The organism is Polaromonas sp. C04, assembly GCF_002002705.1.
Taxonomy (GTDB): domain Bacteria; phylum Pseudomonadota; class Gammaproteobacteria; order Burkholderiales; family Burkholderiaceae_C; genus Rhodoferax_A.
In genome coordinates this window covers 1-17,927 of the sequence record NZ_MUNS01000023.1, presented here as the reverse complement: position 1 = coordinate 17,927, position 17,927 = coordinate 1, and the positions used below count along the sequence as shown (strand labels likewise).

The window sequence follows — 17,927 nt, the reverse complement described above, 5'->3', positions numbered from 1 at the left end:
GATTTGTAAGGGCTTCGCCCCGGCTCAGGTGGCTGCAGCGACCAAAATCCGGGTGTAGTCATGCTGCGGCGCAGCAAGAACCTGTTCGACCGTGCCGGATTCGACGATCTCACCGTCCTTCATGACGATCACCCGGTGCGCCATGGCGCGGATCACGTCCACATCGTGGGTGATCAGCAGGTAGCTCAGGGCGTGCTCGCGCTGCAGGCGCTGCAGCAGCTGCAGCACCTGCTTCTGGATGGTCACGTCCAGCGCGCTGGTGGGCTCGTCGAGCACCAGCAACTGCGGCCCGATGATCAGGGCGCGCGCAATCGCCAGGCGCTGACGCTGCCCGCCCGAAAACTCATGCGGATAGCGCTGCGGCAGGCCGGGAAACTGGTCTGCACTCATGCCGATTTCGGCCAGAGCCCGGGCCACGCGCAGCCGGCGCCCGTTCGCGTCCAGCTCGGGCGCATGCACGAGCAGGCCTTCGCCCACGATTTCCTCGACCGTCAAGCGCGGCGAGAGCGACGAAAACGGATCCTGAAACACCACCTGCACGGCCCGGCGCATGGCCTTGTTGCGCGCCGCATCGCGGCTCCAGGCCTGGCCCGCCGCCTGCAGCTGACCCTGGTGCGGCAGCAGGCCCAGCGCTGCCAGCGCCAGCGTGGATTTGCCTGAACCGGACTCCCCCACCACACCCAGCGTTTGCCCCGCCGGAACGCTGAAATCAGCGCCCCTGACCGCCACGAATTCGCCCTTTTTGAACCAGCCTCGCAGCCCCGGCAGCGGCACGGGATAGCTGACCCGCAGACCAGACGCCCGCATCACGGGCGGGCGCGCCGGGTCCGGCGGCACCTCGGCCACATCGCGCGTGGGCCGGCTGTCGATCAGCCTGCGGGTGTAGGCATGGCGCGGGTTGGCAAAAACGTCGGCGACAGAGCCGTGCTCCACGATATGGCCGGCCTCCATCACCGCCACGCGGTCGGCAAATCGGCGCACCAGGTTCAGGTCGTGCGTGATCATCAGCACCGCCATGCCATATTCCTTTTGCAGCTCGGAGAGCAAATCCAGGATCTGGCCGCGCACGGTCACGTCGAGCGCGGTGGTGGGCTCGTCGGCCAGCAGCAATTTGGGCTTGCAGGCCAGCGCCATCGCGATCATGGCGCGCTGGCGCTGCCCGCCCGAGAGCTGGTGCGGATAGGCTCCCGCGCGGCGTCGAGGCTCGGTGATGCCCGTGGTTGCTAGTAACTTGATAGCTACTTGCGCAGACTCCTTGCGGGCTACACCTTGTTTTAGCTCAAGAACCTCGGCAATCTGGTCGCCCACGGTAAACAGCGGGTTCAGCGCCGTCATGGGCTCCTGGAAGATCATGGCAATGTCCTGGCCGCGAATCCCGCGCAGCCGGTGCAGCGAAATGGACAGCAAGTCGCACGGACCGGCGGGCGCGTCGAACAGCGCCTGCCCGGTGACATCGGCGTCGTGCGCAAGCCGCAGCAGGCTCAGCGCGGACACGGTCTTGCCCGATCCGGACTCCCCCACGAGGGCCAGCTTTTCGCCCGGCCGGATGGAAAAATCGATGCCGCAGACGACCTCCTTGCCGCCAAAGGCCACGCGCAGGTTTTTCACCTGCAGTAGAGTCTTCATCTGTCTGCCTTTCGCGGATCCAGGGCATCACGCAGGGCATCGCCCATGAAGGTCAGCAGCAGCAGGGTGATCACCAGCACCGCAAAGGTGGAGAGAGAAATCCACCACGCATCGATATTTTCCTTGCCCTGCGCCAGCAACTCGCCCAGCGACGGCGTGCCGGGCGGCACGCCCAGCCCGAGAAAGTCCAGCGAGGTCAGGGCCAGGATGGCGGCGCTCACGCGAAACGGCAGGAACGTGACCACCGGCGTCAGGCTGTTGGGCAGCACGTGGCGCGTGATGATCTGCCAACTGGACAGGCCCAGCGCGCGCGCGGCACGCACGTAGTCGAGCTGGCGGTTGCGCAGGAACTCGGCGCGCACGTAGTCCGACAGGCCCATCCAGCCAAACAGGCTCAGCAGCACCAGCAACAGCGCAATGCTGGGCTCGAACACCGCGGCAAAGATGATCAGCAGGTACAGCTCGGGCATCGAACTCCAGATCTCGATCAGGCGCTGGAACGCCAGATCGGTCTTGCCACCGAAGAAACCCTGGACCGCGCCGGTCACGACGCCCAGCACTACGCCGACCACCGTCAGTGCGAGCCCGAACAGCACCGAGATGCGAAAGCCGTAAATCAGCCGCGCCAGCACATCACGGCCCCGGTCGTCGGTACCCAGCCAGTTGTCGCGCGAAGGAGGCGCCGGATTCGGCTCTTTGGCGAAGTAGTTGATGGTGCTGTAGTAGTAACGGTTCGGCGGGTACAGGGCAAAGTTGCCGGGCCTGGCAAACTGCTGCTGGATGAAGGGGTCGAGGTAGTCGGTCGGCGTCTGGAAGTCGCCGCCGAACGTGGTCTCGGGCACATTCTTCAGGATGGGCAGGTACCAGTGTCCGTCGTAGCGGGCCAGCAGCGGCTTGTCGTTGGACAGCAGTTCGGCGCCCAGGCTCAGCACCAGCAGCGCGCTGAACACGGCCAGGCTCCAGAAACCCAGCCGGTTGCGCTTGAAGCGCAGCCACGCGCGACGCCCCGGCGAGGCCGGCAAACCAGCCTCTTTCGCCAGGCCAGCGCGGAACGGGCTTTGCCCGGCCGCTGGTGGCGCCTCCCTGGAGGGGAGGCGAGCGGAGGTCGCTTCGGGGGGGTCAGTCAAACCTGACACGCGGGTCCACCCAGACGTAGCAGAGGTCGCTGATGAGCTTGGTCACCAGCCCGATCAGTGTGAAGAAGTACAGCGTTCCCAGTACCACCGGATAGTCGCGGCGGATCACGGACTCGTACGACAGCAGGCCCAGCCCGTCGAGCGAGAACAGCGTTTCGATCAGCAGCGAGCTGGTGAAGAACGCGCCGACGAAGGCGGCCGGAAAACCGGTGACCAGCGGAATCAGCGCATTGCGCAGCACGTGCTTCCACAGCACGCGGCGCTCGGACAGCCCCTTGGCGCGCGCCGTCAGCACGTATTGCTTGCGGATTTCCTCGAGAAACACGTTCTTGGTCAGCATCGTGATGACAGCGAACGCGCCGACCACACTGGCGATGACGGGCAGCGTGATGTGCCACAGGTAGTCCGTGATCCTGGCGCCCCAGCTCAGGGCATCCCAGTTGCTCGAGGTCAGCCCGCGCAGCGGAAACCACTGCAGCTGACCGCCGAAAATTACGAGCATCGCCACGCCGAGCACGAAGCCGGGAATGGCATAGCCCACCAGCACGACCAGGCTGCTCAGGGTGTCGAAGCGCGAGCCGGCGCGCACCGCCTTGGCAATGCCCAGCGGCACCGAGATGAGGTAGCTCACCAGAAAGGTCCACAGCCCGAGGCTGATCGACACCGGCAGCTTCTCCTTCACCAGCTGCCACACATCCTTGGGATAGTAAAAGCTCTTGCCGAGGTCAAAGCGCGCGAACTGCCCGAGCATGCGTAAAAAGCGCTCGGGAGCCGGCCTGTCGAAGCCGTAGAGCTGGCGGATCTCGGCGATGCGCGCCGCATCCACACCCTGGCGCCCGCGGTAGCCAGCCCCCGACGCCGCAGGCCCTTCCCCGCCCGTGTTGCGCCCCTGCAGTTGCGCCACCATCTGCTCCACCGGGCCGCCCGGCACGAACTGGATCACGACGAAGGTCACCAGCAGCACCCCCAGCAAGGTGGGAATCATGAGCAGCAGCCGTTTGAGGACGTAGGAGAACATGGGTTGATACCGCTCAGGGCTGGTCCCGCAGATTCGCCGCGGACGCCCACCAGACCGAGGTGACCCAGCTGTCGGGCTGGTAGTAGCGCGGCGTAATCGCCGGCTGCTCGAAGCGGCCGGCGCGGTAGGCCACCCGGAACACACTGCTGTACCAGTGCGGCACCACGTAGTGGCCAAAGCGCAGCACGCGGTCCAGCGCGCGCACGCTGGCGATCAGTTCGGGCCGGGTGTGCGATGACGTCACCTTGTCCAGCAGCGCGTCCACCGCGGGACTTTTGACGCCGATGAAATTGCCCGAGCCCTCGGTGTCGGCCGCCTTCGAGCCGAAGCGATCGAGCAGTTCGCTGCCCGGCGCCTCGCTGCCGACCACGCGGTTGCTGATGATGTCGAAGTCGAACACATCCATGCGCTTTTGCAGGATGGCGAAGTCGATCACACGGTAGCTCACTGCGATGCCGAGCTTTTCGAGGTTCTGCGCGTACGGCGTGACCACGCGTCCCATGGAGCCGGAGTTGTCGAGAAACTCGATGCTGAAAGCCTCCCCTTTGGCGTTGCGCAAGGCCCCGTCGCGGTAGGTCCAGCCGGCCTCCATCAGCAGGGCCTTGGCGCGGCGCAGGTTGTCGCGCAACGTCATGCCGGAGCGGGGATCGAGGCTGGTCACCGGTGGCAGCGGCACGGGTTGCGTGAACACTTCGGGCGGCAGCTTGCCCCTGAGCGGCTCCAGCAGCGCCAGCTCGTCCGCGCCGGGCATGCCTTTGGCCTCGAAGTCGCTGGCCACGAAGTAGCCGCGCACGCGGGTGTAGGCGTTGTAGAACAGCTGGCGATTGAGCCATTCAAAATCCATGGCCAGCCCGATCGCCTGGCGCACGCGCACGTCCTTGAACTTGTCGCGCCGCGTGTTGAACAGAAAGCCCTGGAAGTCTCCGGCGTTGCCGTTCCTGAGCTCCTTCTTGATGAGCCGGCCCGAGTCGAACTGCCGTCCCGTGAAGGCGCGCGCCCATTCGCGCGCAATGAAGGACTGGATGTAGTCGAACTCGCCGGCCTTGAAGGCTTCCAGCTGGGCCGTGTTGTCCTGGTAGATCTTGTAGGTGATACGCTGAAAATTGAACATGCCGCGGCGCACGTTGACATCGCGCGCCCAGTAGTTCGGGTCGCGTTCGTAGCTGATGTCCTTGCCGAAATTCACCTTGCCGATCTTGTACGGCCCGGTGCCGATGGGCAGATCGGCGATGATCTGGTCCAGCGATTTTCCCTGCCCCCACTTGGGGCTGAACACCGGCAGGCCGCCCACGATCAGCGGCAGCTCGGCATTGGCCCGCTTGAAGTCGAAGCGCACACTGCGCGCGTCCAGCACGGTGGCACCCTTGACCTCGCCAAAAAGGGTGCGAAATTGCGGCGCGGCTTCCTTGCTGGTGATCTTGTCGAACGAGTACTTCACATCCGCTGCCAGCACCGGGTCGCCGTTGTCGAAGCGGGCCTTCGGGTTCAGGCGGAACACCACGGACAGCTTGTCGGGCGCCACCGACACGTCCTCGGCGAGCAGGCCGTACGCCGTCGTCGGCTCGTCGAGCGTGCCCGTCAGCAGCGTTTCGAACACCAGGCCGTTGAGGCCCGGTGGCGCACTGCCTTTGAGGGTGAACGGGTTGTACTTGTCGAAGTTGGACAGGCGCGTGGGCGGCACCAGCGTGATTTCGCCGCCCTTGGGCGCCTGTGCATTGACGTAGTCGAAGTGATCAAAGCCGGCCGGGTACTTGATGTCGCCAAACTGGGCGTAGGCATGCGCGGCCCAGCACGGCGCACAAACCCAGATCAAGCCACAAAACAACAGACCTCGCATGCGACAATTCTGCACGAACAAGGAGTTACGCATCATGGGTTTTCTCACGGGCAAGAAATTGCTGATCACCGGCGTGTTGTCGAATCGCTCGATCGCCTACGGCGTCGCCAAGGCCTGCCACGCGCAGGGAGCCGAGCTGGCCTTCAGCTATGTGGGCGAGCGTTTCAAGGACCGCATCACCGAATTCGCTGGCGACTTCGACTCGAAGCTGGTCTTCGACTGCGACGTCGGCGACGATGCGCAAATTGACAAGCTGTTCGCTGACCTGGCGCAAACCTGGCCCAAATTCGACGGCTTTGTGCACAGCATCGGGTTCGCGCCGCGCGAGGCCATTGCCGGCGACTTCCTCGAGGGCCTGAACCGCGAATCCTTCAGGATCGCCCACGACATCAGCGCCTATAGCTTCCCCGCGATGGCCAAGGCAGCCCTGCCCTACCTCAACGACAAGTCGGCCCTGCTGACCATGACCTACCTTGGCGCGATGCGCGCGGTGCCCAACTACAACACCATGGGCCTGGCCAAGGCCAGTCTGGAGGCTTCAGTGCGCTATCTGGCCGAGTCGTTCGGTCCGCGCGGCATGCGCGTCAACGGCATCAGCGCCGGCCCGATCAAGACGCTGGCGGCCAGCGGCATCAAGGACTTCGGCAAGCTGCTGGGCATGGTCGCGTCGGCCTCGCCGCTGCGCCGCAACGTCACCATCGAGGACGTGGGCAATGTCGCGGCCTTCCTGCTCAGCGATCTGGCCAGCGGCGTCACCGCGGAGATCACCTATGTGGACGGCGGCTTCAGCCACACCGCGGGTATCTCGCGCGACAACGTCTGACACCGGGTTGACGATGAAATCGTGCTGCAGCCCCTATCCAATATTGGCTGTCAGCTCCCATTTTGGTAGCAACCGCCTGACGTAAGCATGCGCCGCAGACACCTGCTCGCGCTGCTGGCAGTGGGCGCCGCGGGCAGCCCATTGACCTGGGCCACCGCCGGGGTCAACTCGCCGTTGATGCTGGCCAACGTCTACCACCCCGGTGTGCCGCTGGCGGACTATTGGGTGAGCGAGAAGTATGACGGCGTGCGCGGTTACTGGGATGGCCAACAACTGCTGACGCGGGGCGGCGAGCGCGTCAATGCACCGGCGTGGTTCACCGCGGGTTGGCCGGCCACCCCGCTCGACGGCGAGCTGTGGGCCGGCCGCGGGCAATTCACCAAGGCAGTCTCCACGGTGCGCCAGCAAATACCCATTGATGCCGCCTGGCGCGGCATGCGCTTCATGGTGTTCGACCTGCCGGCGCAGGGCGGCCCGTTCACCGAGCGCATTCCGGTGCTGAACCAGCTGCTCGCTACGATGGCGGTGCCCTGGGTCCAGCCGGTCGCGCAAAGCCGTGTCGCCAGCCACCAGACGTTACAGGCGCTGCTGGCCAAAACCGTCAGGCTGGGTGGCGAAGGCTTGATGCTGCACCGCGGCGCATCGCTGTACCGGGCGCAGCGCAACGACGATCTGCTCAAGGTCAAAACCCATGAGGACGCCGAGGCCCGGGTCATCGCGCACATCCCCGGCAAGGGCAAGTACGCGGGCCTGCTGGGCGCGCTGCTGGTGCAAATGCCGGATGCAGCAGGCCAACCGGGCCTGCGCTTCAAGCTGGGCACGGGGTTCAGCGACGAACAGCGCAGGAACCCGCCCGCGCTGGGCAGCTGGGTGACTTACCGCTTCAGGGGGCTGAACGACAGCGGCCTTCCCCGCTTCGCCAGCTTCATGCGCGTGCGCGAGGACATGCCGTCCTGAGGCAGGTTGGCGCTTGCCGCCGGGTTATTCCTGCACGCAGTCGGCGAAGTAGTGCTTCTTGCCGTCGGCATCCTCTTCTTCGACCAGGCCGTGAATATCGGTCTCGAAGCCCGGACATTGCGCGTTGAATTCGCGTGAGAACTTCAGGTAGTCCACGATCTTCCTGTTGAAGACCTCGCCCGGGATCAACAGCGGGATGCCCGGCGGGTACGGCGTCACCAGGCCGACGGTGATGCGCCCTTCCAGCTGGTCGATCTCCACGCGTTCGGTCTTGCGCAGCGCGATGTGGGCATAGGCGTCGCTGGGCTTCATGGCCGGCGTCAGGTCGCTCAGATACATGTCGGTGGTGAGCCGCGCAATGTCGTAGCGGGCATACAGCGCGTGCAAATGCTGGCACAGGTTGGCCAGGCCCATTTTTTCGTATTTCGGGTACTTCTGGCAGAACTCCGGCAGGATGCGCCACATCGGCTGGTTCTTGTCGTAGTCGTCCTTGAACTGCTGCAGCGCGGTCAGCATGCTGTTCCAGCGGCCCTTGGTGATGCCGATCGTGAACATGATGAAGAAGCTGTAGAGCCCCGTCTTCTCGACCACCACGCCGTGCTCGGCGAGGAACTTGGTCACGACGCTGGCCGGAATGCCGGTCTTGGCAAACTTGCCGTTCAGGTCCATTCCGGGCGTGACGATGGTGGACTTGATCGGGTCCAGCATGTTGAAGCCCGTGGCCATCTTGCCAAAGCCGTGCCAGTTGACGCCGGCCTTGGCCTTCTTCGACTCGCCCTTGATGATCCAGTCGTCGGCGCGGCCGATGCCTTCTTCCACCAGCTTGTCGGGCCCCCAGACCTTGAACCACCAGTCGCCGCCGTACTCTTCGGCAATCTTGCGCATGGCGCGGCGAAAGTCCAGTGCCTCGGCAATGCTCTCCTCCACCAGCGCCGTGCCGCCGGGGGGCTCCATCATGGCGGCGGCCACGTCGCAGCTGGCGATGATGCTGTACTGCGGCGAGGTCGAGGTATGCATCAGGTACGCCTCGTTGAACAGATGCCGGTCCAGCTTGACGTTCTGCGAATCCTGCACCAGCACCTGGCTGGCCTGGCTGATGCCCGCCAGCAGCTTGTGAATCGACTGGGTGGCATACACCACCGAGTTCTTCGGCCGCGCCCGCTTCTTGCCCATGGCGTGGTAGGTGCCGTAGAACGGGTGAAACGCCGCATGCGGCAGCCAGGCTTCGTCGAAGTGCAGGTTCTCCACGTAGCCATCGAGCATCTTCTTGATGGTCTCGGTGTTGTAGAGCACACCGTCGTAGGTCGATTGCGTCAGGGCCAGCACACGTGGCTTGATCTTGCTCGCATCGACGCCCGCGAGCAGCGGATTGGCGCGGATCTTGGCGCGGATCGAGGCCGGTTCGAACTCGCTTTGCGGAATCGGGCCGATGATGCCGAAGTGGTTGCGCGTGGGCTTCATGAACACGGGGATCGCGCCGGTCATGATGATGGCGTGCAGGATGGATTTGTGGCAGTTGCGGTCCACTACCACCACGTCGCCGGGCGCCACGGTGTGGTGCCACACCATCTTGTTCGAGGTGCTGGTGCCGTTGGTCACGAAGAAGCAGTGATCGGCGTTGAAGATGCGCGCGGCATTGCGCTCGCTCTCGCCAATCGCGCCGTCGTGGTCCAGCAACTGGCCCAGCTCCTCGACCGCGTTGCAGACATCGGCGCGCAGCATGTTCTCGCCATAAAACTGGTGGTACATCTGCCCCACCGGGCTTTTCAGGAAGGCGACGCCCCCCGAGTGCCCCGGGCAATGCCAGGAGTAGGAGCCATCCTCGGCGTAGTCGAGCAGCGCCTTGAAGAACGGCGGCTGCACGCCCTCCAGGTAACTCTTGGCCTCGCGGATGATGTGGCGCGCCACGAACTCGGGCGTGTCCTCGAACATGTGGATGAAGCCGTGCAGCTCACGCAGGATGTCGTTGGGGATGTGGCGCGAGGTTTTGGTCTCGCCGTACACGTAAATCGGCACGTCGAGATTCTTGCGCCGCACCTCCTCGATGAACGAGCGCAGGTTCAGCACCGCCGGGTCCAGGTCCGGACCGGGCGTGAACTCTTCATCGTCAATCGACAAAATGAACGCACTGGCGCGGCTTTGCTGCTGGGCAAACTGGCTCAGGTCGCCGTAGCCGGTCACCCCAAGCACCTCGAAGCCCTCGCTCTCGATGGCTTGTGCCAGGGCGCGAATGCCCAGACCCGAAGTGTTCTCGGAGCGGAAGTCTTCGTCGATGATGACAATGGGAAAGCGAAATTTCATGCAGGCCTCGGCGCCAGTGAATGGGAAACAGAAAAAACCAGCCAGCGCGAAGTGTAAGGAATTAAAGTGTCCGCGCTCTTGCGAAGCCCCCTTTTGCCTCAAAATGTGTCTCAGGCAACACAATGGAGAAGCGGGAAACATGGCTGAATCAACCATTTGGTGGCTGCTCGCGGGCATTGCAATCGTCGTGGAGCTGACGACGGGCACCTTTTACCTGCTGATGCTCGCCATAGGGCTGGCCGCGGCCGCTGTGGCGGCGCAACTGGGCGCCAGCACGGTCACGCAACTGCTGGTGGCCGCCGTGGTCGGCGGTGGCGCCGTCGTGGCCTGGTATTTCATTCGGGGCCGGCACCCCGCCGCCGCGTCCGCCAGCACCAACCGCGATGTCAATCTGGACATCGGCGAAACGGTCAACGTCGAATCCTGGAATCCCGACGGCACGGCCACGGTGAAATACCGCGGCGCCAACTGGACCGTCATGCATCGCCCCGGCAATCCGCCCTCCAGCGGGCCGCACCGCGTGGCCGAAGTGATTGGCAGCCGCCTGCTAGTCGACAAAATCTGAGCCTCTGTGGAGCCGGGCTTGCTGCGTCGCGGCAGGCCCTGCTCTGAGCGCATCCATCCATCAACCAACAACCAACAACCAACTCATCAAGGGAAAATATGGAAATCGCCATCGTTATCTTTGTCATCGCCGTCATCTTCATCACGCGCTCGATCAAGGTCGTGCCGCAACAGCACGCCTGGGTGATTGAGCGGCTGGGCAAATACCACGGCACGCTCACGCCAGGCCTGAACTTCCTGGTGCCTTTTGTCGACCGGGTGGCCTACAAGCACGTGCTGAAGGAAATCCCGCTGGATATTGCAAGCCAGATCTGCATCACGCGCGACAACACGCAGCTGCAGGTGGATGGCATCCTGTACTTCCAGGTGACCGACGCCATGCGCGCCAGCTACGGCTCGTCCAACTACATCCTGGCCATCTCGCAGCTGGCGCAAACCTCGCTGCGCTCCGTGATCGGCAAGCTCGAACTGGACAAGACCTTCGAGGAGCGCAACATCATCAACGCCCAGGTGGTGCAGGCCATCGACGAGGCCGCGCTGAACTGGGGTGTGAAGGTGCTGCGCTACGAAATCAAGGATCTGACACCGCCGAAAGAAATTCTGCATGCGATGCAGCAGCAGATCACCGCGGAGCGTGAAAAGCGCGCCCTGATTGCCGCCTCCGAAGGCCGCCGGCAGGAGCAGATCAATATCGCCACCGGCGAGCGCGAAGCCTTCATCGCGCGCTCGGAGGGCGAAAAGCAGGCCGCCATCAACAACGCGCAGGGCGAAGCCGGCGCCATCACCGCCGTGGCCGAAGCCACCGCCAGGGCCATCGAGGTGGTGGCGAACGCCATCCGCCAGCCCGGCGGCGAGCAGGCCGTGCAGTTGAAGGTGGCGGAACGCGCGGTGGACGCCTACAGCAAGGTAGCGGCAGAGTCCAGCACCACGCTGATCGTTCCCAGCAACATGACCGAGGTTTCGGCTTTGATTACCTCAGCCATGAAAATGATCCAGACGCAGAAGGCGCAGTAGGCCGCAGGCGACCCGGCCATTGCCCAAAGAAAGCCGCCCCGCGCTGATACAATCACGCCCACTGGAGCGGTGGATGAGTGGTTTAAGTCGCACGCCTGGAAAGCGTGTGAGGGGTAAAACCCTCCGCGGGTTCGAATCCCGCCTGCTCCGCCAGATACATAGCATTCATGCGGGTTCCCAGCCCATCAAGCGAATCTACCCACGTTTTAGCCCATGCCGCAGGGCTCAAGGTGAACCGTGCACGAACCGTGCACGAACCGTGCACGAACCGTTGCCGGCGACGTAACCCACTGGGTTTCGGCTGCGCAGCACTTGCGAGCAGCTGATGGCGAGTGCGAGCGTTGCACTATTGCCGTTCGCTGTGCGTTACCTGAAATTGCCTGTTCGCGTTGCGGGTCCGTTGAACGTCCGTTGAACGTCCGTTGCAGGTGGCGTAACAGGTGCGTTGCCGGACGCAAAAAAGCCCCATCGAAGGGGCTTGCAGGGGTCTCGCAAGGGGCTCAGTAGTGGCACAGCACGGCCAGCGGCCCGGCACCTTGCACTAGTGCGGTCGCTCGGGCCTGCAATGCCTCGATACTCTCGCCAGCCAGGCGCACCACGTCTTGCGACAGGCGCGGGCCAGAGGCGCGAATGCCGACAATGTCGCCGTCGGGTTTATCCACACGGCCAATCAAAATCAGGCGCGGCCCGTCTGCCTCGGCACTTGCGCGGGTTTCCAGCACCTTCAATCGGCGGTCAATCGCGGCGCTCATATGCAAGCATCCACAAATTCAGAAAAGCGGAACACCTCGCGGCCACCACGGCGCAGGCGATCTAGTTCGCGGTCTGTCGTTTCGTCGGGCACCACGTCGGGCAGTTGCTTGCCGTCACCGTCTTGTGGCGGAACCTCCAGCGCCTGAAGGCGGCGTTTGATGGCCGCGCTCACTTGCTGGCCTCCAATGCTTCGATGCGTCTTTCAAGGTCGCCCGTCTCGATACAGCGGGCCAGGATTTGCAGCACGTTCGCCAGGCGGGACACGTCCGACACGTCACGCGCGCCCGTCTTGCCCTCTCTGTAGATGCGCGCCAGCTCGCGGCGTACATCTTCGGCGCTCGATAACTTGAGACGCAGCCGGACGGGGGGTGTCGGTGCATCGGTTGGTTTGGTGCGGGTTGCAGGTTTTTTCATGATGCCTTTCAGTGCCGGTACGGGCGCGCAGCGTTGCCACCACGCGCCCGAATTGGTATGCCGTTGGTTACTCGCCAGCGGGTGCCGGTGCAGGGGCTGACGCTGGCGTGAAGTTCACATCCTGACGCGGTTTGGGCTCCAGCCAGGCCACGGGATCTTCAGCGGCCATGCTGAATGCCAGTGCATCGGGCGCGAGTGTGTGGATGTCTGACAGGCCGACGGTTTCCCGCGTCGCATCGACGGCCAGGCGCAGCGCCCGCTCAGTCGTTTTGAGTTGGTCCAGTTGCGTATCGAGCATCTCGAACTCAGCGGGTTTTTGCGCCTTGATGAGCCCAAGCTTGATTTCTGCGCGCAGGTCGTCGGGGATGCCGCAAATTTCACGCGGCACGCGCAGCAACGCCTCGGCCAATTCCAGCCGCACCAGCGGCATCTCGCGCATTTCGTGAAGGACGCCGGCACGCTTGCCCGCCGGCAGCGCGGCAAGCCAGTCGATCAGGCGTAAATCATGGGTCGCTTGCCAGTGGCCGCAGTCTTTGTAATTTTTCACGGGGTTCAACATTGAGACCTGAGCGCGGACAGACTCTTTTTGCGCCTTCAACTTTGCAGTCGCGGCGTTGAGTGCTACCAGGGTCGGCCCAGCGACTTCGCGCAGGCGTTGACCCATCTCAGCCGGGCCATAGTGCCGGCTCTGGCGAATGTCGTGAGCGGATCGCAGCATGGCCTCGCTGGTGCGCACGGTCTCGGACAAGACGCCATGAAGCGGGCCGGCTTTCTGGCCGCGCCAGGCTCCCGCGATAAGGGGTTTGCCGGTCGGGTCCGGGTTGGTAATTTTTACGATTGCTTGGAGACGGGGATCAATGTAGGTCATGGTTTTGCCTTTCAGCGGTTGGTTGAGAAAAATTGGTTTGCAATTGCGCCGGCCTGCTTGCGCCCGATGCCGTGGGCGGCAAGCACAGCCTCCAGGCGGCGTTTTTGCTTGGTGCGGTATGGCCGGGTGAGCCTTTGCCAGATTCGGGCGCGTAGTGTGTTTTTCATGATTGATGGTGTGGGTTGATATGTGGGTAAATTGGCCGCGCGGTCGTTTTTGACTCACGCATTGGCGGAACATGACTCCGTTGCGCTCGTTTTTGCTGATGGCCGCTTTTGGGTTTTCCCCAAAAATGCCGCTTTTGTTTCCGGGCTCAGTGAGTCAGGAATAGCCGGGCTCCGAACACCAGCAGATGGCTTCTCTAGATGGTGTCCGTGGGGCGGTACAGAGAGACCCCCCAAAACAGGCCTGATAGCACCGTGGGGCGGTACAGTGGGCGGTGTCTCTGTACCGTGGGGCGGTGCAATAGACGGCCTCTCTGTACCGTGGGGCGGTATAAGGCTTGCGTTTTTCAGTGGTGCGGCTTTTTGGTACGCGCCACGCTCGAAACTCTCAGCCGCGCCGATGTCATAGCCGGGCAACCTGTCGAGGGTTCGCCAGGTGCAGGCGTACCAACTGGCCTTGTTGGGCCGATGGCCTTTCACGGTCTCGAATATGAACCCGCCTTCGATCAGTTCGCGCTTTGCTTTGGCAAGCATGTCAGCCGACTTCCAGCCCCGTGTTGCCATGTAGGCACGCGACAGCAACATGCGCCCGTTGTTGTCGCGCACGAACTGGCGAGCCACCTCCAGCAGCAAAGCCCGCGCGTGCATGGATAAACGGGCGTAGGCGGGGCAATCGAGCACCGACCAGGGCAGAGCTACAAACCCGCCCGAATCGCGCCCAGAATCGCCTTTGCCGCGATTACGTCCGTTCGCCATTGGCAGGCTCATCAACCAGGGAATAGACGGCCACGCGGGGATGGCAGAAACCTTCTTCGTCCCAGAGATCGCGCAGCGCCACCGTGGGGATGTAGAACCCGTGCTTGTCGTTCAATTCCTTGATGCGTGCAGCCGGGGCCATAATCCCGGCCTTGCGAAAATCAAAGGTTGAACGTTCGCCGATGCGCAACATGCGAACGATGCGTTCGTATTGCGCTTCCGTCGCGGTGGACTTCGCGCTAAACTTGCGGGCGGTGGTAGTGTTTTTATCGAAGGGCTTGGATTGCCGTCCAGGCCCTTTGTCATTGGCGGCGGTCATTCCGTCACCTCGCATTCGCGGGCGTGGGCTTGAAGCGCCTCGAAGTCGCGGCAATACTGGCGCACGCCCATGCGGAACACCATGAAGTCGCCCGCTGGGCCACGGCGGACAAGATGCCCGGCCACGTCGAATCGGGCAATCATGGCTTTAATCGCCCGGTCGGTGCGGCGCTGTTCGGCTTCGCTGTCAATCATGCTGCAGCCCTCGCAGCAATGAAGGCGCGAATGTCGCCCACTTTCCAGCGCGTGCACTTGGTGCCCAGGCGAATCGGCTGGGGAAAATCGGGCTCGGTTTTCGCACGTCGCCAGATCGTGGAATCGCCGGCATCCATGACGGCGCTAAACGCTTTGACGGGAACCAATGCCGCATCGGGCAATTGGTCGAAGTGGCTTACATCGGTCTTCATTGGGGCCTTTCAGGATTGAAGGCCCAATGGTCTTTTTTGTGACGCCTTACGTCACGGGACAACGGATGCCCTGATTTGTCCCCCCGCGCTACAAACGCTTGCGCCGCTTGTCCCGTTTGACGGCCTTTTCAACAGCGTCGGGCGTCATAAAAAGCTCGGTCGCTACGCGCTCGTACACGTTTTGCAAGTTCCGCATGTCAGCATCGCCCGCGCGCATGTTGACGTGACGTTGCCCACGGTTCGCTTTTGTCCAATCGACCCACAAAGAGTAGCGGTGCACCAATGCCAAAACTTCGTGTTGCCTGCTCACATTCTCATGGTGGCGCGTTCTCTTAAATTTACCCTCAAGCATGTCAGCAATGAATAGCGCGCTGGCGCTGTGTGGCTCCACTCCAAAAGCCCGAATAGCAGCCGCGAGCGGTGCCTTGTTGCCTGCATTGAATTGGAGTATCAAGTACGGCCATGCGTCGCCATCCTTGGATGCGTCAAGCGCGGCTTGAACCTCTGAAAACGCGGGTTCTGGCTTGGTCATGCGGCCACCTTTGAACGAATCGCCACCACGTCGCCACCAGTGCGAACCTTGCCGCAAAACTCTGCCCAGTCGCTCATGAGTGCCCGGCGCTTTTCCAGCAGATCGCCGCGCCGGTACGCGGCTTCGGACTTGTCTTCTACCGCATGGGCCAGCGCCATCTCTGCCACGTCGCGCGGGTATGCCGTGGACTCTGCGCACCAATCGCGGAACGTCGAGCGGAACCCGTGGACCGTCAGGTCTGCCCTGTCCATGCGCTTCAAGGTCGCAAGGCAGATCATGTTGGACACGGCGCGGCCCGGCTTGCCGGGGAAAACAAATTCAGATCCATTCGATTCTGCTTTGGCCTTTTCCAGCGCGGCCAGCGCAGCAGCCGACAAGGGGACGCGATGCTCCCGGAACCCTTTCATGCGTTGCGGCGGGATAGTCCACACGCCCGCATCAAGGTCAAACTCTGCCCACGTCGCGTTCAGCACTTCGCTTGTGCGAGTCGCGGTCAGGATGATTAGCTCCATCGCCAGCGCGCCCGCGCCTTGCATGGCCCGCAGCTCCTGCATGAATGCGCCCACGTCTGCCCACGGCAGCGCGGCATGGTGCCCGGCCTTTGCCACCTTGGACGGCTTGGGCAGCACTTCGGACAAGTGCCCACGCCATGCGGCGGGATTGTCGCCAGCGCGGAACCGTTGCACCTTTGCCCAGTCGAGAATCTTTTCGATGCGGCCGCGCACGCGGGTTGCTGTCTCATTCTTGGTTGACCAGATCGGCTGCAGGATGCGCAGCACCAGGGCGGTGTTGACCTCAGACACGGGCAGATTGCCGATCACTGGACTCGCGTAGGTCGCAAGTGTGCTGCGCCACTGTTCGCCGTGTTTCGCGTTGCGCCATCCGGGGCTATTGCCTTCAATGAAGGCGGCGGCGGCTTTGTCGAACGTGATGATGCTGGCATCAGCCATGCGCTTTTGCAGAATGACCGTGCGGCGCGCCTCGATAGGGTCAACCCCGTCTGCCAGTAGCTGGCGCTTTTCTCTGGCACGTTGTCGGGCATCGGCCAGGGTGAACGTCACGAACGAACCTAGGCCCATCTCTCGCGGCTTGCCGGCCAGGACGTAGCGCAATATCCAGCTTTTAGAGCCCGTGGGGCTCACTTGAAGGTACAGCCCGGCCCCGTCGCAGTAATAGCCCGGCTTGGTCAGCTTTGCCACCTGCAGGGCGTTCAATCTCTCTACTTTTCGTCCCATATCACCCGCCTTTCTACCCACGTTGGAAAGTTAGATTGTAGGGGACTATCCGGGACTGTGCAAGACAGACGTTATTTTCTAAGTGGTTGATTCAGCTTGTTTTTTAAGCCAACATGAGACAAACCAGGATTGAAGGTAAAACGGACGCCTGCTCCGCCAGGGAACAAGCAAACACGGGGCCTAGCGCCCCGTTTTCCTTTTAAGCCCATCATCCCATCCATCAATCGAGATCCGGCGCAGTGGAGATGGTCCGGGGCCGTTGGCTGCTGAATCACCACGCTGTGATTTAGCGCTTCCGCCACGCGGGCATCCAAAAGCCGCCCAGGGGCGCCAGAAATAGTTTGCAATAATGTTAGCTCAATGCTAATATTTGTCCATCCATTCGATTGAATACACCAAGCAGGCCGTGAAGGCGCTGGCGTCCATGCCGGCCAACACACGGGAGTGGGTGAAATCGAAGGTCCAGACGCTGGCAGCGAACCCCACGGGCGCGGTCAACGTCAAGAAGCTGGTAGGCCGCCCGGGCTATCGGCTTCGTGTGGGCAGCTGGCGCGTGATCTACACGCTGGATGCCGGGCGGTTGGTCATCCTCGTGCTGGAAATCGGCGCGAGGGGTGGAGTCTACAAATGAGCGAAATTCAGGTGATCGAGCAGGGCGGCAAGCCGGCGTTCTACGTGCTGCCGGCGGCCCTTTGGGAAAAGGTCCGCAGCAAGGTGGAAGACCTGGACGACGTGGCGGCCTACGACCGGGCGATGGCGAATGATGATGGCGCCCGCTATCCGGCCGAAGTGGCGCACGCGATGGCAGAGGGCATGCACGCGATACGGGCCTGGCGCGAGCATCGCGGCATGACGCAAGACGCCCTGGCTGTAGCGGCGGGCGTCAGCAAACCATTCATCAGCCAGATCGAGGGCGGCAAGCGTGAGGGCAGCGTGGGGACGCTCAAGAAACTTGCGGCCGCATTAGGTGTGCCGCTGGCCGCGCTGACTTGACCTGCGCATCGACATGCGTAAAAAAGCCAGCTCGGGGCGGGTTAGATCATGAACTAAACATCGAATGTCAGTTGAACAGCGTCCCCTTATATCTTTCAAATAGTTCAAACTTCAGTAGTCAAGGCGGTGAGCGCCTTGATTGCCGAGCGGGTTGACTCGCCAACGCGCAGCCTGGGTCTCCTGCGAGCCCGAGCTCGAATCTCAGCACAGG

22 protein-coding genes and 1 tRNA gene are annotated in these 17,927 nt (G+C 62.9%); 7 read left to right on the top strand and 16 right to left on the bottom strand.

The genetic code is table 11. From position 1 onward, the window contains the following. Positions 1-24 precede the first annotated feature (24 nt). From B0E49_RS05125 to B0E49_RS05110, 4 genes are all read right to left on the bottom strand, one after another. Entirely contained in the window at positions 25-1,626 is a 1,602-nt protein-coding gene (locus B0E49_RS05125) for an ABC transporter ATP-binding protein (RefSeq protein ID WP_077560900.1), read from the bottom strand. Then, positions 1,623-2,648: an ABC transporter permease gene (locus B0E49_RS05120; protein ID WP_286137811.1), complete on the bottom strand. Its 1,026-nt coding sequence runs from the start codon at positions 2,646-2,648 to the stop codon at positions 1,623-1,625. Before B0E49_RS05120 ends, B0E49_RS05125 begins: the two co-directional genes overlap by 4 nt. A gap of 97 nt (positions 2,649-2,745) precedes the next feature. After that, the gene (locus B0E49_RS05115) at positions 2,746-3,780 is read right to left on the bottom strand and encodes a microcin C ABC transporter permease YejB (RefSeq protein WP_077560899.1); all 1,035 of its coding nucleotides are present in this window, start codon (positions 3,778-3,780) and stop codon (positions 2,746-2,748) included. A 13-nt stretch (positions 3,781-3,793) separates the two neighbouring features. Beyond that, entirely contained in the window at positions 3,794-5,617 is a 1,824-nt protein-coding gene (locus B0E49_RS05110; protein WP_077560898.1) for an extracellular solute-binding protein, read from the bottom strand. Positions 5,618-5,651: 34 nt separating this feature from the next. Here B0E49_RS05110 and fabI point away from each other — a divergent pair, with 34 nt between their 5' ends. Next, positions 5,652-6,440, top strand: coding sequence for an enoyl-ACP reductase FabI (gene fabI, locus B0E49_RS05105; RefSeq protein WP_077560897.1), 789 nt, complete (start codon positions 5,652-5,654; stop codon positions 6,438-6,440). Between the two features lie 87 nt (positions 6,441-6,527). Then, positions 6,528-7,397 carry a DNA ligase gene (locus tag B0E49_RS05100; RefSeq protein WP_077560896.1) on the top strand — a complete coding sequence of 290 codons (870 nt, stop codon included), beginning with the start codon at positions 6,528-6,530 and terminating at the stop codon, positions 7,395-7,397. Between the two features lie 24 nt (positions 7,398-7,421). On the opposite strand, the gene B0E49_RS05095 is transcribed toward B0E49_RS05100, so the two are convergent. Further along, on the bottom strand, positions 7,422-9,698 hold the full coding sequence (locus B0E49_RS05095) for an arginine/lysine/ornithine decarboxylase (RefSeq protein ID WP_077560895.1): 2,277 nt from the start codon (positions 9,696-9,698) through the stop codon (positions 7,422-7,424). A gap of 139 nt (positions 9,699-9,837) precedes the next feature. Between B0E49_RS05095 and B0E49_RS05090 the strand changes: the two genes are divergently transcribed. The 3 genes from B0E49_RS05090 to B0E49_RS05080 all read left to right on the top strand — a co-directional run bounded on the left by B0E49_RS05090 (position 9,838) and on the right by B0E49_RS05080 (position 11,429). Beyond that, positions 9,838-10,263: an NfeD family protein gene (locus B0E49_RS05090; protein WP_077560894.1), complete on the top strand. Its 426-nt coding sequence runs from the start codon at positions 9,838-9,840 to the stop codon at positions 10,261-10,263. 98 nt (positions 10,264-10,361) lie between these two features. Next, positions 10,362-11,276: an SPFH domain-containing protein gene (locus tag B0E49_RS05085; RefSeq protein ID WP_077560893.1), complete on the top strand. Its 915-nt coding sequence runs from the start codon at positions 10,362-10,364 to the stop codon at positions 11,274-11,276. A gap of 63 nt (positions 11,277-11,339) precedes the next feature. Then, a tRNA-Ser gene (locus B0E49_RS05080) sits at positions 11,340-11,429 on the top strand. A 347-nt stretch (positions 11,430-11,776) separates the two neighbouring features. On the opposite strand, the gene B0E49_RS05075 is transcribed toward B0E49_RS05080, so the two are convergent. The 11 genes from B0E49_RS05075 to B0E49_RS05040 form a co-directional block, all read right to left on the bottom strand. Next, on the bottom strand, positions 11,777-12,028 hold the full coding sequence (locus B0E49_RS05075) for a hypothetical protein (protein WP_077560892.1): 252 nt from the start codon (positions 12,026-12,028) through the stop codon (positions 11,777-11,779). Next, positions 12,025-12,201: a hypothetical protein gene (locus tag B0E49_RS20460; RefSeq protein WP_168175005.1), complete on the bottom strand. Its 177-nt coding sequence runs from the start codon at positions 12,199-12,201 to the stop codon at positions 12,025-12,027. The genes B0E49_RS05075 and B0E49_RS20460 overlap by 4 nt, the downstream gene beginning before the upstream one ends. After that, positions 12,198-12,443 carry a hypothetical protein gene (locus B0E49_RS05070; RefSeq protein ID WP_077560891.1) on the bottom strand — a complete coding sequence of 82 codons (246 nt, stop codon included), beginning with the start codon at positions 12,441-12,443 and terminating at the stop codon, positions 12,198-12,200. Before B0E49_RS05070 ends, B0E49_RS20460 begins: the two co-directional genes overlap by 4 nt. A gap of 67 nt (positions 12,444-12,510) precedes the next feature. After that, positions 12,511-13,311: a hypothetical protein gene (locus B0E49_RS05065; protein WP_077560890.1), complete on the bottom strand. Its 801-nt coding sequence runs from the start codon at positions 13,309-13,311 to the stop codon at positions 12,511-12,513. Positions 13,312-13,322: 11 nt separating this feature from the next. Continuing rightward, the gene (locus tag B0E49_RS20455; protein WP_168175004.1) at positions 13,323-13,478 is read right to left on the bottom strand and encodes a hypothetical protein; all 156 of its coding nucleotides are present in this window, start codon (positions 13,476-13,478) and stop codon (positions 13,323-13,325) included. 54 nt (positions 13,479-13,532) lie between these two features. Beyond that, positions 13,533-14,231: a hypothetical protein gene (locus B0E49_RS05060; protein WP_077560889.1), complete on the bottom strand. Its 699-nt coding sequence runs from the start codon at positions 14,229-14,231 to the stop codon at positions 13,533-13,535. Next, a complete protein-coding gene (locus B0E49_RS05055; protein ID WP_144264452.1) occupies positions 14,215-14,550 on the bottom strand; it encodes a helix-turn-helix domain-containing protein in 336 nt (111 codons plus the stop codon). Before B0E49_RS05055 ends, B0E49_RS05060 begins: the two co-directional genes overlap by 17 nt. After that, positions 14,547-14,744, bottom strand: a complete 198-nt coding sequence (locus B0E49_RS20040) for a hypothetical protein (RefSeq protein ID WP_144264451.1) — start codon at positions 14,742-14,744, stop codon at positions 14,547-14,549. The genes B0E49_RS05055 and B0E49_RS20040 overlap by 4 nt, the downstream gene beginning before the upstream one ends. Then, positions 14,741-14,956, bottom strand: a complete 216-nt coding sequence (locus B0E49_RS05050; protein ID WP_077560887.1) for a helix-turn-helix transcriptional regulator — start codon at positions 14,954-14,956, stop codon at positions 14,741-14,743. Before B0E49_RS05050 ends, B0E49_RS20040 begins: the two co-directional genes overlap by 4 nt. An 88-nt stretch (positions 14,957-15,044) precedes the next feature. Further along, the gene (locus tag B0E49_RS05045; protein ID WP_077560886.1) at positions 15,045-15,488 is read right to left on the bottom strand and encodes a hypothetical protein; all 444 of its coding nucleotides are present in this window, start codon (positions 15,486-15,488) and stop codon (positions 15,045-15,047) included. Beyond that, on the bottom strand, positions 15,485-16,702 hold the full coding sequence (locus B0E49_RS05040; protein ID WP_353647342.1) for a tyrosine-type recombinase/integrase: 1,218 nt from the start codon (positions 16,700-16,702) through the stop codon (positions 15,485-15,487). The genes B0E49_RS05045 and B0E49_RS05040 overlap by 4 nt, the downstream gene beginning before the upstream one ends. 391 nt (positions 16,703-17,093) lie before the next feature. On the opposite strand from B0E49_RS05040, the gene B0E49_RS05035 reads away from it, so the two are divergent. Together B0E49_RS05035 and B0E49_RS05030 are read left to right on the top strand one after the other, a co-directional pair. Then, a complete protein-coding gene (locus tag B0E49_RS05035) occupies positions 17,094-17,354 on the top strand; it encodes a type II toxin-antitoxin system RelE family toxin (protein WP_286137810.1) in 261 nt (86 codons plus the stop codon). Continuing rightward, complete coding sequence (locus B0E49_RS05030; protein WP_077560884.1) at positions 17,351-17,716, top strand: helix-turn-helix domain-containing protein; 366 nt, start codon at positions 17,351-17,353, stop codon at positions 17,714-17,716. The genes B0E49_RS05035 and B0E49_RS05030 overlap by 4 nt, the downstream gene beginning before the upstream one ends. Positions 17,717-17,927: the final 211 nt, after the last annotated feature.